23 protein-coding genes are annotated in these 17,916 nt (G+C 69.6%); 10 read left to right on the top strand and 13 right to left on the bottom strand.

Annotated elements, in window-relative coordinates:
- From AC1DXV_RS19900 to AC1DXV_RS19890, 3 genes are all read left to right on the top strand, one after another.
- A partial coding sequence (locus tag AC1DXV_RS19900) for an NnrS family protein (RefSeq protein WP_477935139.1) occupies positions 1-385 on the top strand: 385 nt, incomplete at its 5' end.
- Positions 386-440: 55 nt separating this feature from the next.
- Positions 441-935, top strand: a complete 495-nt coding sequence (locus AC1DXV_RS19895) for a helix-turn-helix transcriptional regulator (RefSeq protein WP_477869498.1) — start codon at positions 441-443, stop codon at positions 933-935.
- Positions 932-1,339 carry a VOC family protein gene (locus AC1DXV_RS19890; protein WP_477869500.1) on the top strand — a complete coding sequence of 136 codons (408 nt, stop codon included), beginning with the start codon at positions 932-934 and terminating at the stop codon, positions 1,337-1,339. Before AC1DXV_RS19895 ends, AC1DXV_RS19890 begins: the two co-directional genes overlap by 4 nt.
- Before the next feature lie 49 nt (positions 1,340-1,388).
- On the opposite strand, the gene AC1DXV_RS19885 is transcribed toward AC1DXV_RS19890, so the two are convergent.
- A complete protein-coding gene (locus tag AC1DXV_RS19885) occupies positions 1,389-1,985 on the bottom strand; it encodes an ATP-dependent Clp protease proteolytic subunit (RefSeq protein ID WP_477935137.1) in 597 nt (198 codons plus the stop codon).
- A 99-nt stretch (positions 1,986-2,084) separates the two neighbouring features.
- On the opposite strand from AC1DXV_RS19885, the gene AC1DXV_RS19880 reads away from it, so the two are divergent.
- Complete coding sequence (locus AC1DXV_RS19880; RefSeq protein ID WP_477869504.1) at positions 2,085-2,897, top strand: sigma-70 family RNA polymerase sigma factor; 813 nt, start codon at positions 2,085-2,087, stop codon at positions 2,895-2,897.
- Here the strand turns inward: AC1DXV_RS19880 and AC1DXV_RS19875 are convergent.
- The gene (locus AC1DXV_RS19875; protein WP_477935135.1) at positions 2,870-3,469 is read right to left on the bottom strand and encodes a TetR/AcrR family transcriptional regulator; all 600 of its coding nucleotides are present in this window, start codon (positions 3,467-3,469) and stop codon (positions 2,870-2,872) included. The two genes, AC1DXV_RS19880 and AC1DXV_RS19875, sit on opposite strands and share 28 nt — an antisense overlap.
- A gap of 122 nt (positions 3,470-3,591) precedes the next feature.
- Here AC1DXV_RS19875 and AC1DXV_RS19870 point away from each other — a divergent pair, with 122 nt between their 5' ends.
- On the top strand, positions 3,592-4,278 hold the full coding sequence (locus AC1DXV_RS19870) for a glutathione S-transferase family protein (RefSeq protein WP_477869509.1): 687 nt from the start codon (positions 3,592-3,594) through the stop codon (positions 4,276-4,278).
- A 9-nt stretch (positions 4,279-4,287) separates the two neighbouring features.
- Here the strand turns inward: AC1DXV_RS19870 and AC1DXV_RS19865 are convergent, their stop codons facing one another.
- The 5 genes from AC1DXV_RS19865 to AC1DXV_RS19845 all read right to left on the bottom strand — a co-directional run bounded on the left by AC1DXV_RS19865 (position 4,288) and on the right by AC1DXV_RS19845 (position 6,698).
- Positions 4,288-4,755, bottom strand: coding sequence for a cupin domain-containing protein (locus AC1DXV_RS19865; protein ID WP_477869511.1), 468 nt, complete (start codon positions 4,753-4,755; stop codon positions 4,288-4,290).
- 59 nt (positions 4,756-4,814) lie between these two features.
- Positions 4,815-5,174: a hypothetical protein gene (locus AC1DXV_RS19860; RefSeq protein WP_477935133.1), complete on the bottom strand. Its 360-nt coding sequence runs from the start codon at positions 5,172-5,174 to the stop codon at positions 4,815-4,817.
- 116 nt (positions 5,175-5,290) lie between these two features.
- Positions 5,291-5,659, bottom strand: a complete 369-nt coding sequence (locus AC1DXV_RS19855; RefSeq protein WP_477873581.1) for a hypothetical protein — start codon at positions 5,657-5,659, stop codon at positions 5,291-5,293.
- Positions 5,656-6,198, bottom strand: a complete 543-nt coding sequence (locus AC1DXV_RS19850) for a GTP-binding protein (RefSeq protein WP_477935131.1) — start codon at positions 6,196-6,198, stop codon at positions 5,656-5,658. The genes AC1DXV_RS19855 and AC1DXV_RS19850 overlap by 4 nt, the downstream gene beginning before the upstream one ends.
- Positions 6,195-6,698, bottom strand: coding sequence for a hypothetical protein (locus AC1DXV_RS19845; RefSeq protein ID WP_477873579.1), 504 nt, complete (start codon positions 6,696-6,698; stop codon positions 6,195-6,197). Before AC1DXV_RS19845 ends, AC1DXV_RS19850 begins: the two co-directional genes overlap by 4 nt.
- A 189-nt stretch (positions 6,699-6,887) precedes the next feature.
- On the opposite strand from AC1DXV_RS19845, the gene AC1DXV_RS19840 reads away from it, so the two are divergent.
- Positions 6,888-7,709, top strand: coding sequence for a DUF3014 domain-containing protein (locus AC1DXV_RS19840; RefSeq protein ID WP_477935129.1), 822 nt, complete (start codon positions 6,888-6,890; stop codon positions 7,707-7,709).
- Positions 7,710-7,734: 25 nt separating this feature from the next.
- Here the strand turns inward: AC1DXV_RS19840 and AC1DXV_RS19835 are convergent, their stop codons facing one another.
- Both AC1DXV_RS19835 and AC1DXV_RS19830 read right to left on the bottom strand, forming a co-directional pair.
- The gene (locus tag AC1DXV_RS19835; protein WP_477935127.1) at positions 7,735-9,009 is read right to left on the bottom strand and encodes a glucarate dehydratase family protein; all 1,275 of its coding nucleotides are present in this window, start codon (positions 9,007-9,009) and stop codon (positions 7,735-7,737) included.
- A 22-nt stretch (positions 9,010-9,031) separates the two neighbouring features.
- On the bottom strand, positions 9,032-10,069 hold the full coding sequence (locus AC1DXV_RS19830; RefSeq protein WP_477868575.1) for a Bug family tripartite tricarboxylate transporter substrate binding protein: 1,038 nt from the start codon (positions 10,067-10,069) through the stop codon (positions 9,032-9,034).
- Between the two features lie 80 nt (positions 10,070-10,149).
- Here AC1DXV_RS19830 and AC1DXV_RS19825 point away from each other — a divergent pair, with 80 nt between their 5' ends.
- Both AC1DXV_RS19825 and AC1DXV_RS19820 read left to right on the top strand, forming a co-directional pair.
- Positions 10,150-10,848: a GntR family transcriptional regulator gene (locus AC1DXV_RS19825; RefSeq protein ID WP_477935125.1), complete on the top strand. Its 699-nt coding sequence runs from the start codon at positions 10,150-10,152 to the stop codon at positions 10,846-10,848.
- A 67-nt stretch (positions 10,849-10,915) separates the two neighbouring features.
- The gene (locus AC1DXV_RS19820) at positions 10,916-11,536 is read left to right on the top strand and encodes a hypothetical protein (protein ID WP_477935123.1); all 621 of its coding nucleotides are present in this window, start codon (positions 10,916-10,918) and stop codon (positions 11,534-11,536) included.
- Positions 11,537-11,543: 7 nt separating this feature from the next.
- Here AC1DXV_RS19820 and AC1DXV_RS19815 read toward each other — a convergent pair whose 3' ends face one another.
- Together AC1DXV_RS19815 and AC1DXV_RS19810 are read right to left on the bottom strand one after the other, a co-directional pair.
- A complete protein-coding gene (locus AC1DXV_RS19815) occupies positions 11,544-12,173 on the bottom strand; it encodes a LysE family translocator (protein WP_477935121.1) in 630 nt (209 codons plus the stop codon).
- A complete protein-coding gene (locus AC1DXV_RS19810) occupies positions 12,170-12,322 on the bottom strand; it encodes a hypothetical protein (protein WP_477868567.1) in 153 nt (50 codons plus the stop codon). Before AC1DXV_RS19810 ends, AC1DXV_RS19815 begins: the two co-directional genes overlap by 4 nt.
- 88 nt (positions 12,323-12,410) lie before the next feature.
- On the opposite strand from AC1DXV_RS19810, the gene AC1DXV_RS19805 reads away from it, so the two are divergent.
- Complete coding sequence (locus tag AC1DXV_RS19805) at positions 12,411-13,352, top strand: helix-turn-helix transcriptional regulator (protein WP_477935119.1); 942 nt, start codon at positions 12,411-12,413, stop codon at positions 13,350-13,352.
- Between the two features lie 25 nt (positions 13,353-13,377).
- Here AC1DXV_RS19805 and AC1DXV_RS19800 read toward each other — a convergent pair whose 3' ends face one another.
- Complete coding sequence (locus tag AC1DXV_RS19800; protein WP_477935117.1) at positions 13,378-14,430, bottom strand: ATP-dependent Clp protease adaptor ClpS; 1,053 nt, start codon at positions 14,428-14,430, stop codon at positions 13,378-13,380.
- 34 nt (positions 14,431-14,464) lie between these two features.
- Entirely contained in the window at positions 14,465-16,768 is a 2,304-nt protein-coding gene (locus tag AC1DXV_RS19795) for a TonB-dependent receptor (RefSeq protein ID WP_477935115.1), read from the bottom strand.
- 393 nt (positions 16,769-17,161) lie between these two features.
- On the opposite strand from AC1DXV_RS19795, the gene AC1DXV_RS19790 reads away from it, so the two are divergent.
- Positions 17,162-17,916: SpvB/TcaC N-terminal domain-containing protein (locus tag AC1DXV_RS19790; protein ID WP_477935114.1), on the top strand; the 755-nt coding region annotated here is incomplete at its 3' end.

Raw genomic sequence — 17,916 nt, 5'->3', positions numbered from 1 at the left:
GCTGTGGGTGCTGCACCTGGCCTATGCGTGGATCCCGATCGGCCTGGCCTTGCTCGCCGCAGCGCTGGCGTTCGGCAGCGCCGTCTCGCCGGCCCTCCACGCGCTGGCGGTCGGCGCCACCGGCGGCCTGGTGATCGGCATGATCACCCGCACCGCGCGCGGCCACACCGGCCGGCCGCTGGAGCCGACGCGGCGCGAGGCCGTCGCCTATGCACTGGTGATGCTGGCAGCCGTGCTGCGCGTCGGCGTGCCGCTGCTGTGGCCCGCCGCCTGGGGGCCGGCGCTGCTGCTCGCCGGCACCGCCTGGATCGCCGCCTTCACGCTTTACCTCAGCCTGTACCTGCCCTGGCTGTGCTCACCGCGCGTCGACGGGCAGGACGGCTGAATGGGCCGCCATCCTGCGCTGCTGGCGATGGACGAGGGCGGCACAATGCCGCCCCATGAGTGACCTCCCGCTCCCTGCCCAGGACCCCGAGCTGCTGCGGCGGCTGCTGCGCGCGAAGGACCGCATGGATGCCGCCTCGCACGAGGCCTGGCCGGTGCAGCGGCTGGCCGGCGTGAGCGATGTCTCCGAGGCGCATTTCGCGCGTTCGTTCAAGCAGGCCTTCGGCACGCCGCCGCACCGCTACCTGCTGACGCGGCGCATCGAGCGCGCGACGGCACTGCTGCGCGAGACCGAGCTGCCGATCACCGAGATCGCGTTCCAGACCGGCTGGGAGAGCCTGGGCACCTTCGGGCGCACTTTCCGCGACATCACCGGCGAGAGCCCGAGCGCGCTGCGGGCCCGTGCGCGGGCGGCGGTGCAGCAGCCGGGCCGCGTGCCGGCGTGCGTGCTGAGTGCCGCGCACCGGCCCGATCTGACGATCGCAGTTTCGGAGAAGCGCCGCCGCGAGGCCGACGCTATAAATGAATCTCACGACAAGGAGATCCCATGATCCAAGGCATTGAAGTGGTCGGGCTGTACGTGCGAGACCAGGATGAAGCGCTCGCGTTCTACGTCGACAAGCTCGGCTTTCGCGTCCACACCGACGTGCGCAACGGCGACTACCGCTGGCTGACGGTGCAGCACCCGGACCAGCCGTCGTTCCAGCTCGGCCTGAGCGTGCCGGGGCCGCCGGTGCTCGACGCCGACACCGCGCAGGCGCTGCGCGCGATCGTGGCCAAGGGTGGCATGCCGCCGCTGGTGCTGAAGGTGGACGATTGCCGCGCCGCCCATGCGCGGATGCAGGCCCTCGGCGTCGAGTTCACGCAGGAGCCGATCGACCGCTATGGCACGGTGGACGCGGGTTTCCGCGATCCGTCGGGGAACGGCTGGAAGATGATCCAGGCGCGGCGCTGAGCGTCAGGCGGCATGCGGCTCGCGCCGCATGTCGACCACTGCAACCCGCTCAAGCCCCCCTGAGTTCGCTCTTGCGCTCGATGATCCGCGACACCAGCCCGTACTCGACCGCCTCCTCGGCCGACAGCCAGCGGTCGCGCTCGATGTCGGCCAGCACCACGTCCAGCGACTTGCCGGTCTCGCGCGCGATCGTGCGCGCGACGCGCTCGCGCGCCTTGACGATCTCGATGGCCTGGATCGCGATGTCGCTGGCCCGCCCGCCGGCGCCGCCGCTGGGCTGGTGGATCAGGAAGCGCGTGTTGGGCAGGCAGCAGCGCCGCGCGCGCGGCACCGCCAGGAACAGGTGGACGGCGGCGCTGCCGACCCAGCCGGTGCCGATCATGTTCACCGGCGCGGCGATGAAGCGCACGATGTCGTGGATCGCATCACCCGACTCCAGGTGGCCGCCGGGCGAGCTCACCAGCACGTCGATGGGGTCGGCGCTTTCCGCATCGAGTGYGATGAGCCGGCGCGTGACGTCGGCGGCCGTCACGTCGGTGACGGTGCCGAAGATCAGCAGCGTGCGGGCCTTGAAGGCCTTCTCTTCCAGGTAGGAAGTGCGCGGCTCGGTGGCGCCGGATGCCGGCATGGTGTCGGGGGTTTCCATCGTGGGATCCTCGTGGTTGAACTGCCTTGACGAACGAGACGGCGCTGGCGTGACGGGCGTTACACAGGGCCCGGATCCAGGCTGTGGCAAGCTGCGCCGATGCACGACGAACGCAAGCAGGCCCTGATCGACGCCGACCACCGCCGCCTGGTGCGCGCGGCCACCCGCCTGCTGGGCCCGGCGGATGCCGAGGATGCCGTGCAGGACGCCTACGTCCGTGCGCTGGAGGCCGACACCGAAGCTCTCAACGCCGCCCAGGCCTGGCTGCTCACCGTGGTGCGCAACCTGGCGATCGACAGCCTGCGCCGGCGCCGCTGGCTGCAGCAGTGGCTGGAGGCGCAGATGAACGCCGGCGACGCGGCCTCGGCCTCATCCGCGCCCTCGGCCGAGATGGATGCGGCGCTGGCGCAAGAGGCGGCCCAGGCCCTGCGCCTGCTCGCGGCCCATCTGACACCGGCAGAGGGCGCCGCGGTGCTGCTGCACGAGGTGTTCGAGATCGACCATGCCGAGATCGCGCGCGCCGGCGGCAGGTCCGAGGCCGGCAGCCGGCAGCAATTGCGGCGGGCGCTGTTGCGGCTGCGGCAAGCCGGTCGCGCGCCGGAACCCCGGCCTCGCCCCGAACTGGATCCGGGCGAAGAGGCCGTCTTACGCGTGTACCTGCAATCCCTGCAGCTGCGCGATCCGCACACGCTGTGGGCGCTGCTGCGCCAGCCGCCGGTCAGCGCGTCGATGGAGGCGGCTGCGATGGCCGTCGAACCCGCATCGACATCGCCCGCGACCGCCTGCGGCGTCATGCAGGCGGGCGGGCAGCTGGGCCTGGTGCTCACGCTGGACGGCATCGCGCTGTGCGTGTTGCCGCTGGGCGTGCGGGATTCAGCGCCCGCTCAGTCGAACAGCCCCGCCGCGGCGTAGGCCGACACGATCTCGTCGAAGACCTTCACGTCGCCGCGCCCCCGGGCGACCAGCTGGGCGCCTTCGATGGCCGCGAAGATCGCGAGCGCCCGGGACGTCAGGTCCAGCGGGTTCTTCCGCGGATGCCGCTCGGCCAGCACCTCGGCCAGCCAGCGCGTGTTCACCGAGGTGAACCGATCCACCTCCACGCGCACGGCATCCGGCAGGTCGCGGTACTCGGCCGACAGGATCCCGCACAGGCACATGCGGTTGTCGTTCTCCAGCGCCCTGCGAAAGATCGCGGTGTAGGCCTCCATCCGCTGCCCGTGATCCGCGGGCGAGGCGCGCAGCTCGTCGAGGAACGCGACCGCCTCGGCGACATACCGGCTCGCCAACGCGGCCGCCAGGTCGCCCTTGGTCGGGAAGTGGTAGTGCACGCTGGCGCTCTTGATGCCGACCTCTTTCGCCAGTTCGCGAAAGCTCAGCACGTTGTAGCCGTGCGCCTGCACCACCAGGCGGGCCGCCCGCAGGATGCTCTCTCGGGTGTCCGTGCGCGTGTCGGTGCGCGAGTCGGTCGGCGTGTCGGTGCTCATCGGCTCACTTTATCACACTACCTATCAGTAGATCAGATTGACATCAGGCGCTGCCCCACCTACAGTTCGCCGCTTACCTATCGACCGATAGGTAGTCAACCAAGCTGATGTCAATCCACACCATGAAGATCCATGACCGCCCCGGCTTTCCCAACCCCGCACGCATCCGCATCGTCCTGGCGGAGAAAGGGCTCGACGCGCAGTTCGAGTTCGTTCCGGTCGACCTGATCGGCGCCGAGCACAAGCAGCCGGACTTCCTCGCCAAGAACCCGTCGGGCGTGCTGCCTGTGCTCGAACTCGACGACGGCACCTTCATCTCGGAGTCCACCGCCATCACCGAGTACCTCGACAACCTCGACGGCAACCCGACGCTGACCGGCCGCACGCCGCGCGAGAAGGCGCTGATCCACATGATGCAGCGGCGCGCCGAGGCTTACGTGCTGGACCCGGTCGGCCTGTACTTCCACCACGCCACGCCGGGGCTGGGTGACGCGCTGCAGGCCTTCAAGAGCCCCGGCTGGCAGGGCCGCATCGAGATGGGCCAGCGTGAAGGCGAGAAGGCCCGGGCCGGCATGAAGTACTTCAACGAGGTGCTGGCCGACCAGGACTTCGTGGCCGGCGACAGCTTCTCGATGGCCGACATCACGCTGTTCGCAGGCTTGATGTTTGCCGACGCCGCCGGGCTGGGCGTGCCTGCCGGGCACGGCGCCCTGCTGCAATGGCGCGAGCGCGTCGCGCAGTGGCCGAGCGTCAAGAACCGCAGCGGCCAGGCCTTCCTGCCGTTCGACCTGAAGCGCATGGGCTTCTGAGCTCCGCGATCACCCCCGATAGGGGCTGTCGGCAGGCTGCCCGGCGGCATCGGTCCAGAGGTCGTCCGGCAGCGAGCGATCGCGCAGGCAGACCCGATCGTGGTCCGGGTAGGTGATTCGATCGACAGGCGCTCGAGTCCCCACGACCAGGCATCGCGTCGGGCTGGAACTCCGGTTCTCCAGGTAGTGCCCGACGGCGACGCCGGCCTTGAAGGTGGCGGCGTCGCCGGCCCGCATGGCCGTCTCGGTGCTGCCTTCGACCACCGTGATCTCGCCGGCGAGGACATAGACCATCTCGTCCTCGGCGCCATGCCAGTGCTTGATGGACGAGCGGCAACCCGGTTGCAGGACTTCGATGAAGGCACCGAACTGCGTGAGTGCGCCGGCTTCGCTGATCCACAGCGTCTGGTTCGGCTCCGAAGCGCCTTCGACCGGGTTGAGCTCGCTCACGAACTGCGTCGGGCTGAAAACGGGCATGACGATGGCTCCTTCACATGAGGTGGGCCCTGGATTCTGCCCCGAGCCATCGCACGGCCTCAGATCGTCAGTTCGCGCTCGACGTCCTGCGCCTTGCGCCGCGCGAGCGCCAGGTTGGACTTGCTCTTGTCGAGCACGAAGTAGACGAACACGCCCTCCTTGCGCGACACCGGGCGGATGATGTGGTACTGCCGGCCCAGCGTGATCAGGATGTCGTCGATCACGTCGTTCAGGCCGAGCTGGCGCATGGTCTTGAGCTTGGCGCGCACCACCTCGGTGTTGCCGGCGGCGGCCACTTCGAGGTCGACACCGGAGCCTGCCGAGCCGAGCATCATGCCGCTGGCGGAATCGACCACCGCCGCGCACATCGCGCCGTCCACGGTCAGCAGCTCGTCGAGGGATTGCTTGATGGTTGCCATGTTTCTTTCTTCCAATCGTCGGGTTGAGTGTGGAGATCGCTTCGGCACGGCGAAGGCCGCGCCCATGCCCGATCTCCGGGCTGGCATGTGTGTGGGAACGCCGCGCCGGCCTGTTGTCACGAACGGCGCAGCAGCTCGCCGAGTGCACGCGCCATGCGCTGCAGCGCGATCCAGTCGACGCCGCGGTGCTGGCCGTGCGCGACGAGCAGCACGTCGGGGTTGCTGCAGCACGGGAACACCGCGAGCACGCCGGCGCGGTGGTACATCACCGCCGCACCGAGCGCGCCCAGGCCGGCGAAGTGCAGCTTCTGCCGGTCGTGCAGCCGCCAGTAGTCCACCGCCGCCTCCCACACGCGCTCGGCGTTCGGCGCCCCTGCCCGGCTGTCCCAGACCAGTCCGGTGTGCGCATCGACCAGCGCGCAGCCGACGACGCCCGGATGGGCGGCCATGCGGTCCAGTTCGGCACCGATCCGGGAGGCGTTCATGCCGCGGCGCGCATTTCGCCCTGGATGAGCACGGTGTCGACCAGCAGCAGGACGTCCTCGCGCCGGCGCACGTCCACCGGCAGCACCGGGAAGGCCAGCCCCCGCTCGGTGAGCAGGTCGCTGAACCTGTCGATCGCAGGCTGCGGGAATTCGGCCGTGCGTCCGATGCCGACCGCGCAGTTCATCGTCGGCAGCAGGTGCTGGTAGGCGTCCAGGCAGGTCGAGAGATCGTCCAGCGGGTCGGGTCGCGAGTTGTCGAGCAGGATCACCAGGCCGAGCGCATCGGCGGCGACGATCTGCCACATGAACTCGAAGCGCAGCTGCCCGGGCGTKCCGAACAGCTGCACGCAGCGGCCACCGGCGAGGTCGACCTGGCCGAAGTCCAGCCCGACGGTGGTGAGCTCCTTGGCGAGCGWGGGRTCGGTGTTGCGCACGTCGGTGACCACCGGCGGAATGTCGCTCAGCATCGCGATGGCGGTGGTCTTGCCGGCCCCGGGCGGCCCGGTGAACACGATCCTGGGCTGGGCCATCCTCGTCATGCCAGCCCCAGGCTGCGCCGGATCTCGCCGAACGTGCGCTGGTCCGGGGACCGGGTCGCATCGGGCCCGGTCACATCGGGCCGCAATCGCGCGGCCGGCATCACATCCAGCACGTCTGCCGCCATCAACGCCGCCACGAATGCCTCGCATGCCAGCCGGTCGACGTGGCTCAGGCGCGTCAGTTCGTCGATATCGATCTGCCGCGCCGACAACAGGAAGCTCGCGAGCCGGGGGCGATCGGCATCGCCTTGCAGCAACGCATGCGCCGGCCAGCGGCGCAGACGCAGCTGCGCGCCCGCCGTTGCGGGCTGCGCGGCGAGCCGGCGCTCCAGCGCCTGCAGCGCGTCGATGACGTCCTCGTACTGCAGCGGGTGCGCCAGGTGACGGAGCACGTCATGCCCATCCTCGAACACGATCTGCCAGTCCCGGCTCAGCCGCTCGCGGCCGATGCGCAGGAAGGCGGCGATCTTCGCGATGTCGCTGTCGGTCAGGTGATTCACCTGCAGCTTCTGCGTTCGCTCGGAGGTGCGATGGGGGGACATCAAGCTGGGCTGTGCTCTGAGTTGCTGACCGCCATGCTAGGGATGGACTTCAGCGAAGTCATGATGCGACCGTGATCAGGGCATGACAGCACCTCATCCGCCGGCGCGCTCCCCGGACCGGCGGTAAGCTGCGGCATGAAGCCCGGTTTGAAGATCGCTCTCGCCCTTGGGGCCCTGGCCCTGGCCGCCGCAGCGGCCTGGTTCTGGCTGGCCCGCCCCGCTCCTGTCACTCCTGCAGCCACGGCCCCGCCGCAGCCTGCGCCCGCCCAGGTGGCCACCGCGCCGCCGGCAGCGAGCTCCGGCATCCAGCACCCGATCGAGAACCTGCAGGCCACCGCCCCCGCGGCGGCCCCGGCCGACCTCGCGTCGGCGGTGACGGCGCTGTTCGGCCGCGAGGCGGTGCTGGCGCTGTTCCAGATGAACGACCTGCCCCACCGCGTGGCCGCGACGGTCGATGGCCTGGGTCGCGAGCAGGCGTCCTCGCGCCTGTGGCCGCTCCGCCCGGCCGAGGGCCGGTTCACGGTCGAGCGCCGCGGCGACGGCGAGACCATCGGCGCCGACAACGGCCAGCGCTACACGCCGTACGTGCTGCTGCTCGAGACTGTCGACCTGCGGCAGGCCGTCGCGCTCTACGCGGCGTTCTACCCGCAGTTCCAGCAAGCCTACGAAGACCTCGGCTACCCGGGCAAGTACTTCAACGACCGGCTCGTCGCGGTGATCGACCAGTTGCTCGTCACGCCCGACGCTGCCGAATCGATCGGCGTGCACCTGCCGACGGTCAACAGCCCGGTGCAGCCGACGCGGCCCTGGGTGCTGTACGAGTTCAACGACCCGGCGCTGCAGGCGCTGAGCGCTGGCCAGCGCCTGCTGCTGCGCACCGGGCCGGTCAATGAACGGCGCATCAAGGCGAGGCTGCGCGAGCTGCGGCGCCTGGTCACGGTACCGGCCGCCGCATCGGCCCCGCGCTGAACGCGGACGGGACTCGCTACCTCGCTCAGAACCTCGGCGTGCGCCCCGAAAACCCGGCGTCGTACTTGCGCATCTGCGCCAGGTCATCGCGGTTGCGCACGCCGCAGGCCAGGTACTGCGCGTGGAGTTCGGCCAGCTTGCCGCGATCGAGCTCGACGCCCAGCCCCGGCGTGCCGGGCAGGCGCACCGCACCGTGCTCGAAGGCGATGCGGCCACCCTGGATCACCTCCTCTTCCTGCCAGGGATAGTGCGTGTCGCAGGCATAGGTCAGGTTCGGGATGCTGGCCGCCACGTGGGTCATCGCCATCAGGCTGATGCCCAGGTGCGAGTTCGAATGCATCGACATGCCGAGATCCCACAGCGCGCACATGCGCGCCAGCGTCTGCGTCACGCGCAGGCCGCCCCAGTAGTGGTGGTCCGACAGCAGCACCTTGACGGCCCCGGTTTCCGCCCCCTTGCGGAAGTCGTCGAGCGTCGTGATGACCATGTTGGTGGCCAGGGGCAGGCGGGTGTGCCGGGCGAGCTCGGCCATGCCCTTCAAACCCGGCGTCGGGTCCTCGTAGTACTCGAGCAGTTCGTCGAGTTCCGGTGCGGCCCGGATGCTGGTCTCGAKCGACCAGTTGGCGTTCGGGTCCAGCCRCAGCGGCAGCCCCGGAAAGGCCGTGCGCAGCGCCCGCATGCAGGCGATCTCGTGCGCGGGCTCGAACACGCCCCCCTTCAGCTTGATGCTCTGGAACCCGTACTGGCCGATCATGCGCTGCGCCTGCGCGACGATCTGTTCCGGGCTGATGCCCTCGCTCCAGGCGTCCGCCGCATAGGGCCGCTCGATGTGCTCGGCGTACTTGAAGAACAGGTAGGCGCTGTAGGGCACGGCATCGCGCACCGCGCCACCCAGCAGGTCGACGATCGGCGCCCCGAGCAGCTGCCCTTGCAGGTCGAGCATCGCCACCTCGAAGGTGCTGGTCACCTTGGCGGCGTTCTTCGCCGTGTGCGAGCCGGGGGCCAGCTCGAACTCGATGGCGCCCGGGCTGGGCCGGATGGTCGCGCGCACCCGCTCTTCCATCCGGTTGAGGTCGAACGGCGACAGGCCCAGGACCAGCGCCTTCGCCTGCGCCAGCACGCGCAGCATCGGCTCGTCGCCGTAGGTCTCCGAAATGCCGACGCGGCCGTCGCTGGTTTCGAGTTCGACGATGGAGCGCAACGCCCACGGCTCGTGGATGCCGGCGGCATTGAGCAGCGGGCCGTCGCGAAAGGCGATCGGCGTGATGCGGACGTCGGTGATGCGGATGTCTCTGTGCATGGCAAGGCGCTCGGTTGGATGCTCAGTTCGGCGTGGCACCGGATTTCTTCACCAGCGCCCCCCAGCGCGGGATCTCCCGGGCCATCAGCGCCGACAACTCCGCGGGCGTGCCGCCGACGAGATCCATGCCCAGTTGCCCGCCCAGCTTGGCCTGCACGTCGGGCATCTTCAGCGCCTTGGCGATCTCGGCATGCAGCCGGTGCACGACGGCCTTCGGCGTGCCCTTGGGGGCGTAGACCGCCTGCCATGACGACATCTCGAAACCGGGCACGCCCGACTCGATCATCGTCGGCGTGCCCGGCGACAGCGCGATGCGCTTGCCCGTCGTCACCGCCAGCAGCTTCAGCTTGCCGGACTGCAGCAGCGGCAGCGCGGCAGTCATCTGGTCGAACATGAAGGTGACCTGGCCCGCGGAGACGTCGACCATCGCTGGCGGCGTCCCCTTGTACGGCACGTGTGTGAGCGGCACGCCGATCAGGTCGGCGAACAGTTCGCCCGCCAGGTGGGTGGACGTGCCGGCGCCCGACGACGCGAAGGTGCGCCGCTTCTCGTCCTTCTTGAGCAAGGCGATCAACTCGGCCACCGAGTTCACGCCGAGCGCGGGGTCGACCAGCAGCACGTTGGGCAGCGTGGCCACCAGGGCCACCGGCTCGAAATCCTTCACCGGGTCGTAGGCGAGGTTCTTGTAGAGACTGGCGTTGATCGCGTGCGTGCTGATCGTGCCGCCGAACAGCGTGTACCCGTCGGGCGCGGCCTTGGCGGCGAAGCTCGCGCCGATGCCGCCGCCCTGCCCGGGCTTGTTGTCGACGACCACGGTCTGCTTCAACGCCAGCTGCAGCTTCTCGGCGAGGACGCGCCCGACCACGTCGGTGGAACCGCCCGCCGTGAACGGAACGATGTAGGTGATGGGCTTGGCTTGCGGCCACTCCGGCGTCTGGGCCGCGGCGGCGCCGGCGAGGGCGAGCGACAGCGGCAGGGCGAACGGAAGCGCAAGGAACGACACGAGGGTACGACGATTCAAGGGAGTCTCCGGTGGTGGGCGGGGTGGGCCGCGCTGCATGGGCGTGGCTCGCTGATCCGAAGTGAAGCACTAATATATTAGTGTGTCAATGCACCGACCCCACCGCTAGAATGCGGTCCATGCCTGCCCCGTCCCCCAGCCGTTCCGCCGCCCTGGACCGCTCGCGCCATGCGGCGCCACAGGTCTTCGAGCGCCTGCGCGACCTGATCCTGTCGCTGGAGATGGCGCCGGGCACGGTGCTGTCGCGTGCCGACCTGGCAGCCCACTTCGGCCTCAGCCAGACGCCGGTTCGCGATGCGCTGATCAAGCTCGGCGAAGAGGGCCTGGTCGACATCTTTCCGCAGCACGCCACGGTGGTGAGCCGCATCGATGCGGCGGCGGCCGTGCAGGCGCAGTTCCTGCGCCGCTCGATCGAGGCCGAGGTGGTGCTCACGCTGACCGGGCATGCCGACGCGCTGCTGCTCAGCCAGTTGCGCGCGCAGATCGACGTGCAGACGGCGCTGATGGGCAGCACCGCCTACCTCGAGTTCATCGCGGCCGACCGGGCGTTCCACCGGCTGATGTACGTCGCCGCGGGCGTGCCGGACCTGTTCGACCTGGTGCGCAAGCACAGCGGGCACGTCGACCGCCTGCGCATGCTGAACCTGCCCACGCTCGGCAAGCAGCGCGCGATCGTGCGCGACCACCGCCGCATCGTCGACGCCATCGCCGGCGGCGACGCGGCGGCGGCGCAGACGAGCTTGCGCGATCACCYCTCCGGCACCCTGGGGCAGATCGACGCGATCCGCCTGGCGCATCCGGATTACTTCACGGCGTAGCGACGAAGGAGCCAGCCCCATGGCCAAGTACTTGATCTCCTTCCCCAGCGCGGCGATGTCCTGAGCCATGAGCAAAAGCGTTTCTCTCAATCGAATGCATCGCCTTGCCCTCACCGCTTCCGCGCTGCTGGTCGTCGGCTGCGACTTCGACCCGGAGAAGGTCTTCGACGCGCTCTCGGGGCGCGAAACGAACGTGGTCGTCCTGGCCAGGCAGCCGGTGCTGCTCACGCCCGAACCCACGGTGCTGACCTCCAGCGAAACGATGAAGATCGTCGGAGAGTGGACTTCGCTGTGCCTGTCGCTGCGAGGCGGCATCCCCTTGCAGGATTCCAGGACGATGGACCAGGCCTTCGCGGCCGCCATGCAGAACGCCAGGGTGTCGGTCCATGTCGTTCTTGCGAACGGAGATCGTGTCGCGTTGAGACCGCCTCTGCAGGCCTGGAGCATGCGCGGCAAGGTGCTCAAGAACGATGAACTGGCGGCCTGCGCGAGCACGCCGTGCAAGGCCGATTTGCCCGTGGGTGCGCAAGTCGCCAGGATCGAGGTCTCCTCGGAGCCTGCCCTGTCCGTTCAGGGGATCTATTGGCAGTCGGAGCGAGGTCCGCTCGAGAAGCCGGCCCCGCCACCTGTCGTCGCTGCGGCCTCGGCGCCGCGGGCGAAGTCGTCGTGTGCGGCGCGAGCAGCCTGACCCGCGTTCAACCCACGGCCGTCCAGGCGGTGAAGCCAGCCGTCGCCACCAGGCCCGCGCCCACCACGCGCATCAGCAGGCGCCGGCCCTGCGGGTTCGCCTTCAGCCACCCGCCGCCGCGGCTGGCCACCACCGCCAGCGCGCCATAGACCGCCGCCTGGGTCGCATTGGTCACCACCGCCAGTTCCGCCACCTGGACCCAGAATCCGCCGCGTTCCGGGTGCACGAACTGCGGCATGACCGCGAGGGTGAAGAGATAGGCCTTCGGGTTGAGCAGGCTGGTGGCGATGGCACCTCGAAACGCCTTGCCGCCCGATGCCGGCGCCGGCCCGCCCCCCGCATCCGCGGCCGATGCCGCGCGCCACACGCTCCAGCCGATCCACGCGACGTAGGCTGCGCCTGCCAGCAGCATCGCCGTGAAGAGCCCGGGCACCGCCTTCACCACGAGAGCCACACCGGCCGCACCGATCACCATGTGGCACAGCCCGCCGGCCATGATGCCGGCCACCGCGCTCGCGCCGCTGCGCAGCCCGCCCACCAGCGAATGGCCCATCACGAAGGCCATGTCCATGCCCGGCAGCACGATGATGCCGAAGACCAGCGCGAAGTACAGCGCGAGTTCGGGCCCGGCGATCACAGTGCACCCGCCCGGGTCAGCTCCATGACCCAGTTGGTTTCCCAGGTGCTGCCGCCGTCGGTGTCGGCAGCGGGCGCGGCGCTGGCCGGCACGACGCCGGCGGCGAGGCAGAAGGCGAACAAGGCACAAAGGGAACGCAGGGGATTCATGAAAGGCTCCTGGTGCGTGGTGGTGAAGGAGCCGCTACGATAGGGCCCATATAGGACAGATTCGGCCCTGTATCGAATCCCGCCCCTCATGCCTGCCCCTGCCACCCGAGTGCTCACCGTGCTGGAACTGCTGCAGGCCCGCGGCATGGTGGGCGGCGCCGAACTGGCCGAGCGCCTGCAGGTGGATCGCCGCACGGTGCGCCGCTACATCGCGATGCTGGCGGACCTGGGCATTCCGATCGCCGCCGAGCGCGGGCGCGACGGCGGCTACCGGCTGATGCCCGGCTTCAAGCTGCCGCCGCTGATGTTCACCGACGACGAAGCGCTGGCGCTCACCGTGGGCCTGCGCGCCGCGCGGCACCTGGGCCTGGCGGAGGCGGCGCCGGCCACCGCCAGCGCGCTGGCCAAGATCGAGCGCGTCACGCCGCCCGCGCTGAAGCGCCGCTTGCGCGGCGTGGCCGACACCATCGCGCTCGACATCCAGCCCGGTGCCGCCGGCAACAACGATGCGTTGCTGGCACTGAGCACGGCCGCCTTGAACCAGCAGCAGGTGAGCCTGGGCTACGTCACGCCCGGTGCCCAGCGCAGCCGCCGCGAGTTCGACCCCTACGGGCTGGGGTTCCGCGGCGGCCACTGGTACGCGGTGGGCCATTGCCACCTGCGGCGCGACCTGCGGTCATTCCGGCTCGACCGCATCGAAGACGTGCAGCCGCTGCCTGCGAGCTTCCGGCGGCCGCCGGCCTTCGACGTGCTGGGCTACCTCACCCATGCGATCGCCACGCTGCCGCGCCTGCACCAGGCGAAGGTGCTGCTGCACACCGAGCCGGCCACGGCGCGGCGCCATGTGTTCGCCGGCTTCGGCGTGCTGAAGGCACACCGGCGCGGCGTGCTGCTGACGGTGGAGGCCGAGACGCTGGAATGGGTCGCGCGCGAGCTGGCGCGGCTGCCGTTTCCGTTCACGGTGCAGGCGCCCGCCGAGTTGAACGACGAGGTGCGGCGACTGGCGCAACGGCTGCTGGAGGGCCACTGAATCGTTCCTTCGCTTGCATCCCTAGTCATGCACCCGCCCCGGAGGATGCCTCGACGGCACGGCATACCAAGGGGTGGCCGTGGTCGCGGGCTTCTCGTGTGACCTCGCTCGCGACCTCGGCCGCCTGGGCGGGATCGGCCAGCGGCAACAGGAGGCCGCCCCGCGCATGAATCTGGAGCATCGCCTCGATGGCGGACTCACGGTCGAGTTTCAGATGCCTTTCCAGCACCGCGACGACGAACTCCATCGGCGTCTTGTCGTCATTGAGAAGCTCGACGCCCGTCTGGAAGCCGGTGGGCACCATGCCGTCGACCGCGGTCAGGCGCGTCTGCGGCGGAAACACCGGCGAGGCGGCGTGCTGCCGTGCCAGCGGGTGCGGCCGGCCGCCGACGACGTGAAGCAGCAGTCCCCACAGGATCGCGCCGTCGGTGGAGAGGTTGTCGCTGATCTTGCCGGGGATCAGATTGATCGCGGCGAGGACGAGGTTCACGACCGTGAACGTGATGTAGACACTCTGCCCGACGGGCGATTCTGGGTAGCCCAGCACCGCGACCGCCGCCAGCGCGAGCACCCCCAACACCGCCTGCGCCACCAGTCCCGCGGAATACAGGAAGAACGTGCCCTTCACGTCGCGTGGAAGCTGCGTGAGGCAGCTGCCGCCCAGGCCGGAGATGTTGATGGCGAAGACCCTCAGCCCCAGCGCGCGGGCGGCGGCAAAGTGGCCCAGCTCGTGCACGAGGATGAGTGCGGCGAACGCGAGGCAGTAYGACAACGATTCGGCCAAGCCGGAACCGGCAAGACTCGCCACCAGGAATCCGTTGAGGGGAAGGACCGCGTCGACGAACAGCGGAACGCCGCGAATGGTGGCGATCTTCCATCGGCGCAGCAGTCCTGCCGACGCGTTCTCCTCGCCGGCGACGGGCGCGTCCTTGGGCGGCTCATGCTGCAGAACGAAGCGGACCTCGGCCCCCATCGATTTGCCACGGGCGCGTCGATGCCGGAACCAGAGCAGGAACGGCAGGTACAGCAGGAAGCCGACGGCGAGACAGGCGAAGAAGAGGATCGAGATCAGCATCATGAGCGTGCCAATGCTCGCACAGGGTCAGCAGTCTTCAGTCATCACCTCCCAGCGACACCCGGATCCCGATCCACCCCGCCCGCGGCGCGCCCGGCGCGACGAACTGCTCGCGGCGCCAATCCGCCGGCGCCTGCACCGCCCCGCTCGCATCGAACGCATTCGTGCCGAGCAGCCCGCCCGTCGCATAGCGGCGATCGAACACGTTCGACACCTTGCCGAACAGCTCCCACCCCGGCCGGAATTTCCAGCCCGTGGTCAGGTCCAGCAACGCGAATCCCGCGGTGCTGCCGCTGCCGAAGAAGTCCACGCCGTCCGCCTGGTGGGCATTGTTCTCGTTGCCTCGCACGTACTGCTTCGACTGCGCCCTCACCTGCGCGCCGACGCTCCAGCTCGGCGTGGCCTGCAGGTCCAGGCTGAGCTTCAGCGTGTGCGCCGGCAGGCCGGGCAGGTGATCGCCCTGGCGCACCTCGATCTCGTCGTCGCCGGTGCAGGCCGCGCTGGTCTCGGCGCTGCTGTTCGATTCGGAGACGAGGCAGGCCGACGAGTCGAAGGTGGCGCGCAGCCAGCTGTACGACAGCGCCCAGTTCAGCACGCCGGCCTGCTGYGACACGCCGAGCTCCACGCCCTGGCGCACGGTGCGGCCGACATTGCTGAAGTAGCCGGCCGACAGCCCGTTGCTGATGAACAGCAGGTCGTCGCGGTTCACGGTGCGGAAGACCGATGCATTCCAGCGCAGCCCCTGCGCCAGCGTGCCGCGCACACCCGCCTCCAGCGTCTGCGACACCACCTGCTTCAGGGGAGGGTCCGACTGCAGCGCATTCGGCAGCACGCAGGCATTCGCCGGGTCCGAGCAGCCCAGCTCGATCGGGCTGGGCGCGCGATTGCCCTGGCTCCAGCCGCCATAGGCCGTGAAGCGCGGCGTCACCTGCCAGGTGGCGCCGAGGGCCGGGTTGAACTTGCGGTAGCGGTCTTCGGCATCGAGATTCGTCGGCAGCCCGAGCTCGATGCGACCATCGTCGACCGTGCGGACGCGGGTGTCGTTGTAGCGGCCTGACAGCGTGAGCTGCAGGTTCGGCTGCAGCGCGACCAGGTCGCTGACATACACGCTCGTGGTGCGGCTGCGGCCGGAGATCCGGGCATTGACCTCCGCGTCTTCGGTCGGTATCACCGCGCGGCTCGCATCCAGCTCGCCCTCGGCCTCGGTCTGCTCGAAGTGGTTGCGCGAGCGGTCGTGCGACAGCCCGAAGGTCAGCCGGTGCGGCCGGGCATTCCAGGTCGCCTGCAGCGCCAGCCCCTCGCTGTCGGTGCGCGTGCGCGTGCGGTTCTCGACGCCGGTTTCCTCGACGGCGGGCGGGTCGTAGTCGTCGTTCAGGTCGCCGTTCAGTGTCGACGCGCGGTTGCGGCGCGCATAGGCCGTCGCCGCCATCTCCCACTGCGGGCCCAGCGTGGCGGTGGTGTTGAAGGTCAGCAGCGTTGCCTCGTTGTCGGTCAGGTCGGGCCGGGTGTAGACCTGCTCGCGGCGCTGCGCCAGCATCGATTCGGGCAGCCCGCCGTTGCCGACCAGCTGGTTGTCGGCGTGGCCGAGGCTCAGGTCCCACGAGAAGTCGCTGCTGCGCTGCCCGCCTTTCACGAACAGCTGCCGCACCCGCGACGGCGACTCGTCGCGCCAGCCGTCTTCGTTGAGCGCGCCGAAGGCCATGAAGAGGTGGCCGGTCTCGCCGAGCTTGCGCCCGTGCGTCAGCTCGGTGCTGATGCGGCCGAACGAGCCGCCTTCGACCTCGATCCCGGTGCCCGGGTGCGTGTCGCCGCTCTTGGTCTGCATCGAGAGTGCGCCGCCCAGCGTGTTCAGCCCGAACTGCGGATTGGAGCCCGGCAGCAGCGTGATGTTGGCGATCGCGGCGCGCGGCAGCAGGTCCCAGTTGACGATGTCGCCGAACGGTTCGTTGACGCGCACGCCGTCGAGGAACACCGACAGCCCCTGCGGCGTGCCCAGCAGCGGGCTGGCAGTGAAGCCGCGGTAGTTCACGTCCATCTGGTACGGGTTGCCCTGCACCTCGTTGACGCTGACGCTGGGCAGCTGCGTGCGCATGAACTCGGGCAGGTTCAGGCTCTGCAGCTGGCGCAGCCGCCGGTCGGTGGCGGTCTGCACGTTCGACGGGATCTGGTCCTTGGGCACGCCGGTGCCGGGCACGGGCGTGGTCTGCACGATCTCGACCTCGGGCAGCACGACGACGGGCGTCGTCTGCGCGTGAACGGCGGGCGCGGATGCCATCACGGCCAGCAGCGATGCGTTCGCAAGCGGGTGACGGCGCCAGTTCGGCCGGCGGGGGTACGGCATGTCAGGTCTCCGGTGTGGTTGTGTCCTTGTCTCGGAGTTGCAGGGGTCGTCTGGGTGGTGGTGTGCCACGCTAACAAGCGGGGCGTGCGCGGCACAGGGAAAAATTCCCGGGCGGGCTGCTCGTTAACACCAGGGGCTGGCCGCTCCTTCAATCGCACTGCACGCGGCTTCGCCTGCCATCGGCGGTCTGAGGCGGTACGAATGGACCTCCTCAAGGTTGATGAATTCACTCGGCCTGTCGTGAAAAATCCCCTTGCGCATCGCTAGACTGCGCGCACCGCAGCGGCAGACCACTGCCGCGCGGGTTGCCAGCGCCCCACAGGGCCGAAGGCGACACAACACCTGACCCGTCATTGGATTGCGCCGGTCGACGACCGGTGTGGGAGGACTGTCTTGGAACTGATCTTGGTAGCGTCGCGGCGTGTTCGCGGCTTGGTGGTGTCGTGCGTGGGCGCGCTGGCGCTCTCGACGTTCTCGTTGGCAGCGTGGGGGCAGCTGGCAGTCGGCCAGGATGGCCAGCCGGGCTATCAACATCCGATCGCGGTGCCGCCGGGCATTGCCGGCATGGTGCCGGCACTCGGCCTGTCGTACGGCGGTGACGGCAACGGCCCGGTGGGTCATGGCTGGTCGCTGACCGGGGTCTCGTCGATCGCGCGCTGCGGCGCGAACCTCGCGACCGACGGGCGCGTCCGCGGCGTCGACAACACGGCGGCCGACAAGCTGTGCCTGGATGGCCAGCGGCTGATCCAGACGGGTCCAACAGGGGTGATCACGGACTTCCCGCAGACCAACGACAGCGCAGGCGGCAGCGGTCTGCTGCGCGAGTTCCGCACCGAGCGCGATTCGTTCGCGCGCATCCGGGCTTACGGCGCGGGCGGCGGTGCCCCGGCGTACTTCAAGGTCTGGACCAAGGACGGCCGGGTCTACGAGTACGGCAACAACAGCAATGCCGCGGCTGACGCGGCCGTGACGGCGCAGGGCACCGGCGTCATCACCACCTGGCTGGTGAGCCGGGTGAGCGACCTGCGCGGCAACTACATCGACTACCAGTACCAGCAGCGCGACGGATTGGCGTGGGGCAGCGGCACGGTGGCCGGTACGCCGATCGCGGGGCACGACTGGAGCCTGCGCGAGGTGCGCTACACCGG

This window comes from Rhizobacter sp. P3_C12, from assembly GCF_056402735.1.
The sequence above is the reverse complement of the archived record's forward strand: the minus strand, read 5'-3'. Positions and strand labels throughout refer to the sequence as shown.

Coding starts and splice junctions, on each gene's coding strand:
- AC1DXV_RS19880 (WP_477869504.1), top strand. CDS start 2,085: ATGCACGACGAACGCAAGCAGGCCCTGATCGACGCCGACCACCGCCGC.
- AC1DXV_RS19830 (WP_477868575.1), bottom strand. CDS start 10,069: ATGCAGCGCGGCCCACCCCGCCCACCACCGGAGACTCCCTTGAATCGT.
- AC1DXV_RS19870 (WP_477869509.1), top strand. CDS start 3,592: ATGAAGATCCATGACCGCCCCGGCTTTCCCAACCCCGCACGCATCCGC.
- AC1DXV_RS19855 (WP_477873581.1), bottom strand. CDS start 5,659: ATGAACGCCTCCCGGATCGGTGCCGAACTGGACCGCATGGCCGCCCAT.
- AC1DXV_RS19890 (WP_477869500.1), top strand. CDS start 932: ATGATCCAAGGCATTGAAGTGGTCGGGCTGTACGTGCGAGACCAGGAT.
- AC1DXV_RS19810 (WP_477868567.1), bottom strand. CDS start 12,322: ATGAATCCCCTGCGTTCCCTTTGTGCCTTGTTCGCCTTCTGCCTCGCC.
- AC1DXV_RS19820 (WP_477935123.1), top strand. CDS start 10,916: ATGAGCAAAAGCGTTTCTCTCAATCGAATGCATCGCCTTGCCCTCACC.
- AC1DXV_RS19860 (WP_477935133.1), bottom strand. CDS start 5,174: ATGGCAACCATCAAGCAATCCCTCGACGAGCTGCTGACCGTGGACGGC.
- AC1DXV_RS19875 (WP_477935135.1), bottom strand. CDS start 3,469: ATGAGCACCGACACGCCGACCGACTCGCGCACCGACACGCGCACGGAC.
- AC1DXV_RS19895 (WP_477869498.1), top strand. CDS start 441: ATGAGTGACCTCCCGCTCCCTGCCCAGGACCCCGAGCTGCTGCGGCGG.
- AC1DXV_RS19865 (WP_477869511.1), bottom strand. CDS start 4,755: ATGCCCGTTTTCAGCCCGACGCAGTTCGTGAGCGAGCTCAACCCGGTC.
- AC1DXV_RS19805 (WP_477935119.1), top strand. CDS start 12,411: ATGCCTGCCCCTGCCACCCGAGTGCTCACCGTGCTGGAACTGCTGCAG.